This is a genomic window from Streptomyces sp. NPDC093984 (assembly GCF_044764595.1).
Classification (GTDB): Bacteria; Actinomycetota; Actinomycetes; order Streptomycetales; family Streptomycetaceae; genus Streptomyces; species Streptomyces cynarae.
This window is the reverse complement of sequence record NZ_JBIWIM010000030.1, coordinates 19,518-28,430: the sequence shown is the minus strand read 5'-3', so window position 1 is coordinate 28,430 and position 8,913 is coordinate 19,518. Positions and strand designations below refer to the sequence as shown.

At 68.8% G+C, this 8,913-nt stretch carries 7 protein-coding genes and 4 pseudogenes; 5 read left to right on the top strand and 6 right to left on the bottom strand.

The features are described 5' to 3' along the window. Positions 1 to 65: 65 nt before the first annotated feature. Positions 66 to 647 (bottom strand): annotated as a pseudogene (locus tag ACIRC0_RS38445) (IS630 family transposase); the annotation flags it as partial. Positions 648 to 705: 58 nt separating this feature from the next. Here ACIRC0_RS38445 and ACIRC0_RS38440 point away from each other — a divergent pair. Next, positions 706 to 837 (top strand): hypothetical protein, encoded by a 132-nt coding sequence (locus ACIRC0_RS38440; protein WP_403626392.1) that lies wholly within the window; start codon positions 706 to 708, stop codon positions 835 to 837. Positions 838 to 853: 16 nt separating this feature from the next. Here ACIRC0_RS38440 and ACIRC0_RS38435 read toward each other — a convergent pair whose 3' ends face one another. Then, positions 854 to 1,129, bottom strand: a complete 276-nt coding sequence (locus ACIRC0_RS38435; protein WP_403626389.1) for a hypothetical protein — start codon at positions 1,127 to 1,129, stop codon at positions 854 to 856. A gap of 679 nt (positions 1,130 to 1,808) precedes the next feature. Between ACIRC0_RS38435 and ACIRC0_RS38430 the strand changes: the two are divergent. Further along, a pseudogene (locus ACIRC0_RS38430) lies at positions 1,809 to 2,671 on the top strand (IS5 family transposase). An 89-nt stretch (positions 2,672 to 2,760) separates the two neighbouring features. Here the strand turns inward: ACIRC0_RS38430 and ACIRC0_RS38425 are convergent. Both ACIRC0_RS38425 and ACIRC0_RS38420 read right to left on the bottom strand, forming a co-directional pair. Beyond that, a complete protein-coding gene (locus ACIRC0_RS38425; RefSeq protein ID WP_403626386.1) occupies positions 2,761 to 3,129 on the bottom strand; it encodes a peptidoglycan-binding protein in 369 nt (122 codons plus the stop codon). A gap of 284 nt (positions 3,130 to 3,413) precedes the next feature. Continuing rightward, positions 3,414 to 3,758 (bottom strand): DUF6233 domain-containing protein, encoded by a 345-nt coding sequence (locus tag ACIRC0_RS38420; RefSeq protein WP_403626383.1) that lies wholly within the window; start codon positions 3,756 to 3,758, stop codon positions 3,414 to 3,416. Positions 3,759 to 3,886: 128 nt separating this feature from the next. Between ACIRC0_RS38420 and ACIRC0_RS38415 the strand changes: the two are divergent. Then, positions 3,887 to 4,856: pseudogene (locus ACIRC0_RS38415) on the top strand (hypothetical protein). 158 nt (positions 4,857 to 5,014) lie between these two features. Here the strand turns inward: ACIRC0_RS38415 and ACIRC0_RS38410 are convergent. After that, the gene (locus tag ACIRC0_RS38410) at positions 5,015 to 6,880 is read right to left on the bottom strand and encodes a hypothetical protein (protein ID WP_403626381.1); all 1,866 of its coding nucleotides are present in this window, start codon (positions 6,878 to 6,880) and stop codon (positions 5,015 to 5,017) included. A gap of 558 nt (positions 6,881 to 7,438) precedes the next feature. On the opposite strand from ACIRC0_RS38410, the gene ACIRC0_RS38405 reads away from it, so the two are divergent. Then, positions 7,439 to 7,903 (top strand): lamin tail domain-containing protein, encoded by a 465-nt coding sequence (locus ACIRC0_RS38405; RefSeq protein WP_403626378.1) that lies wholly within the window; start codon positions 7,439 to 7,441, stop codon positions 7,901 to 7,903. Positions 7,904 to 8,200: 297 nt separating this feature from the next. Here ACIRC0_RS38405 and ACIRC0_RS38400 read toward each other — a convergent pair whose 3' ends face one another. Then, positions 8,201 to 8,455 (bottom strand): hypothetical protein, encoded by a 255-nt coding sequence (locus tag ACIRC0_RS38400; RefSeq protein WP_403626395.1) that lies wholly within the window; start codon positions 8,453 to 8,455, stop codon positions 8,201 to 8,203. Here ACIRC0_RS38400 and ACIRC0_RS38395 point away from each other — a divergent pair. Next, positions 8,369 to 8,766, top strand: a pseudogene (locus tag ACIRC0_RS38395) (kinase). The gene ACIRC0_RS38400 and the pseudogene ACIRC0_RS38395 overlap by 87 nt on opposite strands. Positions 8,767 to 8,913: the final 147 nt, after the last annotated feature.

Genomic DNA, 8,913 nt, shown 5'->3' with positions numbered 1-8,913 from the left:
TTCCACTCCAAGGCAGCTGCGGCCAGTTGTCGCACGGGTCAGGCTCCGGCCCCCTGCGACACACCATGATCCTCACAGTTGTCGCAGATCACGTGCACCGCCAGGCTGGGATCGGTCTGGCGGTCGATCTCATCGAGAAAGTCGCGGAAGTCCACCGCCCGATGCGTCGCCGACAGCTTCCCGATGACCTTGCCGGTGGCGGTGTTCAGGGCGGCGAACAGGTCCACGGTGCCGTGCCGGACGTAGTCGAAACTGCGCCGCTCAGGGGTGCCGGGCACCATCGGCAGCACCGGTGCGGTCCGCTCCAGGGCCTGGATCTGCGGCTTCTCGTCCACCGCGAAAACTGCCGCGTTCGCCGGCGGGGCGAGATACAGCCCGACCACGTCGCGGATCTTGTCGATCAGCAGCGGGTCCGGGGAAATCTTGAAGTCCTGCGTGCGCCAGGGCTGCAGGCCGAAGGCCCGCCAGATCCGCAGCACGCTCGTCGGGGAGATCCCCACCCGCTTCGCCAGCTCCCGCTTCGACCAGTGGGTGGCACCCTCGGGCACCTCTTCGAGAGTGCGCACCACCACCTCTTCCACCTGGGCGTCTGTGATGGTGCGGGGCACACCGGGATGTGGCTCGTCGGACAACCCGTCGAGTCGCTCGGAGCCCGGCAGCGACAGCACGGTCACCATCTCGCCGGCGCATGTGCTGGTGTATGGCATGGATGCGGGCGTCCAGGAGCGGGTGCAGCAGTGGATGGCGGACCACTACCCCCAGGTGAAGTTGTCGCTGTCCGGGGACAAGGTGGGCTCGAGCCGACTGCGGGAGGTGGCCCGTGAATGGTGGCGCTGACGCGGCAGTCGCTGTGTCACGATGCTCCCAAGTTGCTCTTCACCACCACGGAGATGCTCAACCGGGTCAGTGCCGGGTCGGTCCTGGGACGGGTGTTGGGCTGGATACCCGGGGCGGGGCCGCGGGTGGTGCTATTGGACGAGGTGCACACGCACTTGCCGCTGCCGCTGTCGCGGACCGCCGGCTTGCGTGGCAGGCGGCGGGGCTGGTCGCCGAGCCCGTAGCCTGGCCGTCCGCTTGCCCGGCGAATCCCCAGACGGGCGAACCCGTTCGAGGTGTCGTTCGGAGCCATGGCACCATGTTCGGCATGACGACGAACCGAAAGGTCCATGCCGCGTAGACGGCCAGGACACATCCGGGCCGGCATCTCCCGCCGCCACCGGACACCAGACGCAAACCCCGTCATCGACGGCCTGTCCTCGCGTGCGCTGTCAGAGATCCACCGTCTCGAGCACACCCGGAATTATCTGCAGCCAGGCGACGTCAGCGCAGCCGTGCGCTTGTGGAAGGACTACGTCCGTCGTCCCGAGCGCGAGCTGTGGCATGACTACGAGTGGGGCAACGTGCACTGGTACTGCTGCGGCAATCCCCTTGAAGCGCGTGCTCTCCTCGACGCCGTGACGCAGGCCGTGTCGCCTCGAACTGCCCGCGAACTCCGTCAGATCATCAGCAGGTGTGATGACGTCTGGAACCAACCGTCACCGCCGTACGACACGGACAGAGGATAAAAGACAAGCTGAGAGGTCGTTTTCACCTGCGATACGCCTTTTGCCCTGGGCTCTTCGGCCAGAGATTGGCGTCTTGGCGGGTCTGGTGGAGTGGTTGCGGCACATGCGCCGGATGGGGTGACGGCCGGGGCGGGATGCGACTTGCGCCTGTCTCATCCCAAGACGCCCGTTGCATGGTCCGTGCTTCCGCCGCTTGCGGCGCACGCCTGGGCGCACGCCCCCGGTCGGCGGTACGTCCACGTCATGGCTGAACGTCGTGCGTATCCGAGTGATCTTTCCGATGCCCGCTGGGAGTTGATGGAGCGCTGAGCGCCTGGCGGGCCGAGCGGCGCCGGTATGCGCTGAACATCGGGCGCCCGCCCGAGCACGACCTGCGCGAGATCATGAACGCGATCCTGTTCGACCGCACCGGGCTGCAGTGGCGCTACCTGCCACACGACTTCCCGCCCTGGGAGACCTGCTACGGCTACTTCGCGAAGTGGGAGAAGGCCGGCGTGTTCACCCAGCTCACCGGCGTACTGCGCAGGCTGTTACGGCAGAAGGAGGGCTAGGGAGCGGAGCCGTCCGCGTGCGTGATCGACGCGCAGAGCGGGAAGACCTCCACCAGTGTCCCGGCCGCCGGGCAGGGCACGGACGCGGCCAAGAAGATCGTGGGCCGCAAGCGGAGCATCGTCACCGACACCCTCGGACTGCTGCTCGCGGTGCTGGTCACGGCCGCGAGCGTGCAGGACTCCGTCGTCGGCACCCACCTGGTCGACCAGGTGGCCGCCGCCCACCCCACCATCCGCAAAGTCTGGGTGGACGGCGGCTACCGCCAGCACCTCGTCGAGCACGCAGCCACCCTCGGCATCGACATGGAAATCGTCCAACGCACTTCCGGCACCAGGGGATTCACGCCGCTGCCCAAGCGCTGGACCGTCGAGCGGACCTACGGGTGGCTGATGTTTCACCGCCGCCTGGCGCGCGACTACGAAACCCTGCCCACCCGCTCCGAAGCCATGATCCACCTCGCCATGACCGACCTCATGGCCCGCCGCCTCACTGGCGAAGCCACCATCTCCTGGCGCGACCCGACACCACGGGATCAAACACTAATTCCGGGATGAAACATCGGGAGAAAACGACCTCTGAGCTGGGTTGCACGGTCGCGGCTTCTGTTTACCCGTGGGACGAAAGCCCAAGCCGTGTACGGAACTCAGGGCAGGTACTGCTCGCAGTAACTATCCCCATTGATTGCAGCTAGCAGCGCTGACCCGGTGGCACGTCCTACGATTCCGTCACGGGTCAAGATCCACAGGTTCCAGTAGTGCTCGTCCCACCAGATCTGGAAAGTCTCCACGCCCTTCTCGGTGTCGTTCCCGAAGATTCCGTCTTCGGTGAGGTGATGGTAGATACCGAGGCGATTGATGATGCGCTGTACACACCAAACGCCGTGGTGATTAGTGGAACCGTAAGTGATGACGCCTGTGCTCGCGTCTGCTTGAGAGGGAATGGCCAAGGCACTGCCGATTAGTAGTGCCGTGGCACCGAGAAGCGTGCCGATCCGGGCCTTCAACCTCTGCATACCCGTCCCCTTTTGCGGTCCGTCCCCAGTCGCTGCGTCCCGCAAGCGCAGCCGCCCCCAGGCTCGCTTGGAGGCAAGGTCCTCACCACCACATTTTCGGCCCAAGACGAAGGAGGGCAGGAACTGGCAGCCCTAGTGGCACTGGGGCTGCCTGGGCGCAGGCACGCGTGGACCCGCATTGGCCGACGAGGGAGCCGGCGAGCTTCAGCACGGGTTGGCTCGCTGTCTCCGGGCACGGCAGGGTCCCAGAACCGTCCACCAGGACGAAATGGTGTCGCCTGTTCCTAGTCGAGGATGCCGAGGTGCTGGTCGGGGTGGCAGTGGGTGCAGGCGTGCAGTCCTGAGGCCAGGAGTCGGCGTGCTTCCTCGCGGCTGACGGGACGGTGCCGGTGTCGTTTGCCTGCCATGTGGCAGTCGCCGGTGTGGATCTGGACGGGTGGGCGCCCGTCGCCGATGCCGAGTTCGACGAGCCAGTCCGGGGCCGGCGGGCGGTTCCTGTGGCCGTCCTCCCGCTGGGCTTCCCGTTGTCGTATGGCGGCGATCTTCTGGTCGATGCGCTCCAGCCACATGGCGTGCCAGACCCTCAGGGTGAGCAGTCGCGCCAGGTCAGGAGGCAAGTCGTCGAACACATTGCCGATTCTAGATCGGCTCAGCGCCACCCCATCTCTCGCGTGTTCGAATCTTAGTTCGATATCGTAGGGGTGGAGGAGGTGGGCCTGTGACTGCGGACGCGACGGCACGAGGGGTGTCGACCGTGATGCATGTGCGCTGCCCGGACCGGCTGCCGGAGGAGGTCTTCCGGCAGGTCTTGGAGCAGCTTGCTGAACTGTCTCCGGTCGTCCAGGCGCTGCCGCCGTCTGCCGCCCTGGTGGAGTTGAAGGGCGCCCTGCGCTACCACGGCGTGGACGCGCGTCGGCTGGGAGAGGTGCTGCGAGTCCGCACGATCTCCCGACTCGGTGTGGATGTTCGGATCGGGATCGGGCCGACGATCACGGTCGCGGCCACCGCCTCCGGCCAGGTCGGGGCACCCGGCGGCGTGCTGGCCGTGGATACGGACCATGTCACTGAATGGCTGGCGCCGCTGCCCGTGGAAGCCCTCCATGGCATCGGCCCACGCCACGCCAACGTCCTGCGCGACTACGGCATCCGCTGCGTCGGCCTGCTCGCCACGGTGCCGCCGGCCACGGTGCAGCGACTGCTGGGCGGTCGTGCCGGGCGCATGGCCGCCGACCGCGCTCGCGGCAACGATCCCCGCCCCCGTCATCCCGCGCGCCCTGCCCGCCTCGGCGGCGGTCCGTCACAGTTTCGACCGGCACACCCTGGACGGCGCCGCAGTCCGTGCCGCCCTGCTCGACCTGGTCGTCCAGCTCGGACAACTGCTGCGCCACCGGGGGCAGGCGGCCCGCGGCCTGACGCTGACGCTGCGGTTCGCCGGCGGTACCAGCTGGGAGAAAACCCGCCGTCTGCCGCAGTCCTCCGGGCACGACGAAGACCTGCGCGCCATGGCCTACCGGCTGATCGATGCCGCAGGCTTGCAGAGGGGGCGGCTGACCGGGATCGCGCTCAGGGCCGAGGACCTGGTCGACGCCGATCAGGTCGCCGAGCAGATCAGCCTCGACCGGGCCCGCGAGGCCCGCCTGGCCGCCGAAGCCGTCAGCGACCGGATCCGTGACAAGTACGGTCCCGGCGTGATCGGCCCGGCCGCCGCCTACCGGCGTGTCTCCTGACACGGCTGACGCACAGGAGCAGACCAGCGGTCGTGGTGCTTACGTCGTCAGCACCACTGGTAGCGCCGGACGCCTCGCGGCGGCCACGCGAAGGCATGCCGGGCCTGCCGCCGACGAGGGAGGGTGCGGCAGCGAACCCACGCCAACCCACCGGCAAGTTAGTCGGCGGTGAGCAGCGTTCGCGCCAGGGTGCGGAGTTCTTCGTCCGGGTGGCCTTGTCCGGACAGGGGCGAGTCGTTGAGCAGACGGAGCGGGGAGAAGAAGAAGGAGCGGAGGGTGGGGCGGAGCTCCTCTGGGACGTGGCCGGTGGCCGCGAGGGCCTTGAGGGCGCGGAGGCCGACCGGGGTGGGGCTGACCAGCTCGGCGAGGACGGGGACGGCGCGGTCCGGGGATCCGGTGATCCAGTGGTGGGCCTCGGCGGCCGCCATCCGAGTCCACTGGTGTCCGGATCCCAGCAGAGGCTCGATGAACGCCAGTAGCGGAGCGGCGGCGCTGCCCAGCGGCTGCAGGCTGCTCAGGTACCAGTGAGTCTGCCCTCCGGCCGCGAGCAGCCTTTCGAAGGCGCGAAGCGTCGCACCGGCGTCGCCGGTCAGCTGGTAGTGGGCCACGGTTGCCGCGGCACTGAGTGAAGAGTCGGTGCTCTGCGCGGCGTTGCGCAGCAGATCGGTGACCTCCGGCGTCTGTATGCCGTTGAGCCCGAGCTGGCGGGCGGCGACGATGGCCGCGCGGCCGGTCTTGAGGCAGTCGGCCAGTTCGGGCTGGGCTTGGCGGGCGGCGGCACCGAACGGTGCCAGGGCCCCGACAAGGGCGATGCCCGCATTTCCGGTGGCGCCCGCTGCCAGCTCACGGCGGATGACGGGTATCAGCTGGTCGACCGCCTCGGGGAAGTGCCGCGCCGCCGCTGCCAGCAGCTGGGCTGTGGGGTGGCGGAGCACCAGCTCCAGCGCGCGGGAATCGCGGGAGCACACCAGGGCCAGGAGCGCCGGCCCGGCGGTCTCATCATCGGCACCTGCGTACCGGTGCAGCGCGTCCCGGAGGTCGGCGCCGAGCTCGGGCAGGTGCTCGATCCAGTGGCCGATACTGCGCAGGCGGCTGGCGAGGGCACGGGCGTCCTTCTGGTGGGGCAGGGCGGCCAGCAGCAGTTCCAATACCTCGGGTTCCTGGTCGCGCCAGGTCTCGGCGATGTTCTGGGCCAGCCAGGAACCGCGCGAGCCGAGGTCTCCGGCCGCGATCCAGCGGGCGGCCACGGTGAGGCCGGCGTCCGGATCCTGGGTGAGCAGGCGGGTGAGCTGCTCCTCCTGGGTGGTGGTGTCCGACCACGGGAAGTCGTCGTCCCCCGGGTCGGGTTCGGCACCGTCTTGGGCGATGACCGCTACGAGATCAGCCGGGTACGGCGGCTCGGAACGCTCCATGCCGAGCAGGGCCGCCGCCAGCCTGACCTCGGGCAGTGGGCTGTCCAGTGCCGCCGTCTCCCGGCCGAGCCGGGCCAGGACGACCATCGCGTCCGCCCGCACCGCCGGGACGGGATCGGCAGCGTACAGCCTGTCGAGCTGCACCACGACGGAGGCCCCTAGCTCAGCCGGGAGCAGCTCGGCCACGGCGGCGACCACCCGGAGCGCCGCCCGGCGCACCCCCCGTTCACCGTCATCGAGGCAGGGCAGCAGGTCCGGGAGCACCCGGCAGAGCTCGTCGCAGATCGCGGCAACCGAACTGCCGGGCCAGTGCGGTGATTCGACGTCCGCAGGGTCGTGGTCGGCGAGGACGGCGAGCAGCATCAGCAACTCGTCGCGCTTGCCCGGGGCGTGCCGGACGGCGTGAGCGAGGAAGGGGACGGCGGGTGCCGAAGCCGGGTAGACCGTGCCCTGGTGGTAGATGTTGCCGTACAGCTCATAGATCGCCTCGCCGGCCGTCTCCTCATCGTCCTGGTACAGGGCCCTGATCAGCTCAGGCACGTCCTCGGCCGAACCGTAGGCGTGGGTCAGGGCATGCCACTGAACGTTGTCGAGTTCGTCCGGAGATCTCATGGTCCGCGCTCCTCATCTGATCAGCGGCGCCGACCATATCGATCACCGCTGACAATGCCGCGGCGACAGGACCAATGCGGACCTGCTGCGGATTCCGTTGAACCGAACAACCTTCAGCCGGGCAGGTCAAACGGTATCCAGGCCACCAGCCCGCTACGCATGCCAGGCTTCGCAGCCCAGTCGAGATCCGTGACGGACCGGGCCACGGTCGCCATGGCCGAGTCAGCCGTCGGGCGTCGTTACTCACTTTCGGGTGACGGCGTAGACGCTCCTGGAGTGGCGCGGTGGAGCATGTGCGGCCCGCTGCCCAGCGCCCGCACCGGTTGTCGGCCCAAGGGCGCGTCAACCTGGTGTATCCGCCGCGTAGATGGGTGTTGCAGGTGAGCGTCACGGTGATATGGGCGGTCTGTAACACGGTTCACGTCTCGTCCGCATTCGCCTCACTTGGTGGGCAAGGTGTGGATGCGCGGCCAGCCAGCCGCCACCCGCACTTTGCACACCCGGTCTGCGGCCCTATGGCTGCGGATAGGAGTTGTGCCCGCACATGCAGGGGGACCTGTGACCGTTTCTGTGACTTCTCGCCGTCTGACCGCCGCCGCGCTGAGTGCTGCGGCCGCCACCGCGGCGATCGCCGTGCCGGCCTTCGCGGCCGACCACCGCGCGCCCCGCGCCAGTGTTCAGATCAGCCGGGTGCAGTACGACTCGCCGGGCCGTGACGACCGCTCCATCCGTTCTCTGAACCAGGAGTGGGTGGATATCACCAACAACACCCGCCGGGCCGTGAACCTGGACGGCTGGACGCTGTCGGACCGGGCCGGCCACACCTACACCTTCCACCACTACCGCCTGGACGGCCGCTCCACCGTCCGCGTCCACACCGGCATCGGCCGCGACTCCCGCCACGATCTCTACCAGGACCGCCGCGCCTACGTCTGGAACAACATCGCCGACACCGCAACCCTGCGCAACAACCACCACCAGTACGTCGACTCCGTCGCCTGGGGCGGCTACCGCCACCGCTGACCAACGAAGAGGCGCTGCCGATTGCCGCTTGCGCCGCGGTGGGTGCTGAGCGCTGAACGGCGGCATCAGGGGCGGGGTGACGGCGGTATCGCTGTCGCCTCGCCCCTCGGCGGGGCCAGCCGCGTCGCTGCAAGACGTGAGCCCGGCCGAGCGCCGGCCGGTGCGGGGTGGCGCATTGAAGGGCTGTTCCAAGGCCGACGGCTGCCAGCTGCTGAACGACGTCCGCGACGTCCTCGTGATCCTCGGTAAGGACCTACGCGGAGGTGTCGGCGGTGCCCCAGAACGCCCCAGGCGCTGTCACGAGCGGTCGATAACGTGAGCGCCGTGATGGTGGGCACTGAAGAAACCCGGCTGGTCGTGCTGCGCGGCAACAGCGCCTCGGGGAAGTCGTCTGTCGCGGCCGGCCTCCGCGAGAGGTTCGGCCGCGGCCTGGCCCTGGTCGGCCAGGACAACCTGCGCCGCATCGTGCTGCGCGAGCATGACCGGCCCGGAGCGGCGAACATCGGCCTGATCGACCTGACGGCTCGCTACGCCCTGGACGCCGGCTATCACGTCGTGGTCCCGAAGGCATCCTCTACGCCGACCGCTACGGCGACATGTTCGCCCAGCTGCGCGCCGACCACCGCGGCCCGACCCACGGCTACTACCTGGACGTGCCGTTCGGCGAAACCCTCGCCCGGCACGCCACCAAGCCGATCGCCGACGACGTCAACGAGACGCAACTGCGCGACTGGTACCGGCCGCGCGATTTACTGCCCGGCGGCATCGAGACCGTCATCGGCGCCGACAGCGCCCTGCACGAGACCATCGACCGCATCATGCTCGACACCGGCCTGGCCCACCTGCCCGCACTGGACTGCTGACCGGGGCACCGTTGCGACAGACGTTGCCCGAGTCCTCGCAGCGTCCTGGAGTTCTCCGAGGTCACCACCGGCGTTCCGGCGTGGTCTGCCCATGGTCCTTGGCTGAAGTGAAGGAGAAGGGACGGGCGGGATGGGCGGCGTGGCCGC